Genomic DNA, 455 nt, shown 5'->3' with positions numbered 1-455 from the left:
GCATCGCGCCAGGCCTCGAAGCCGGAGAAGCCCTGTTCGATCCGGCGCGTCACGCCGCGGTCGAGCCAGACCGTGGAGCGGGAGAGTGCCGAGAGGAAGCGGCGGTCGTGGCTGATGAGGACGAGGGCGGAGCGCGTGCCCTTCAACTCCTCCTCCAGCCACTCGATCGCCGGAAGGTCGAGATGGTTGGTCGGCTCGTCGAGGAGCAGGATGTCGGGCTCCGGTGCCAGGGCCTGGGCGAGCGCCACGCGGCGTCCCTCGCCGCCGGAGAGGCGGGCGGGATGCTCCTCGCCGGTGAGGCCGAGACTCTCGAGGAGGTGGCGGGCGCGGTAGGAATCGTCGCCCGGCGCGAGGCCGGCCTCCACGAAGGCGAGGGTCGTCTCGAAGCCGGAGAAGTCCGGCTCCTGCGCCAGATAGCGCAGCGTCGCGCCGGGCTGGAGGAAGCGGCGGCCCTT

The 455-nt window shown here is 72.3% G+C and carries 1 protein-coding gene; it reads right to left on the bottom strand.

Annotation, left to right across the window (positions count from 1 at the left end):
• Positions 1-455 (bottom strand): ATP-binding cassette domain-containing protein (locus RAD15_RS43795; protein WP_458184860.1); only part of this gene is annotated, 455 nt, incomplete at both ends.

It is taken from the genome of Bradyrhizobium sp. 14AA, assembly GCF_054185205.1.
The sequence above is the reverse complement of the archived record's forward strand: the minus strand, read 5'-3'. Positions and strand labels throughout refer to the sequence as shown.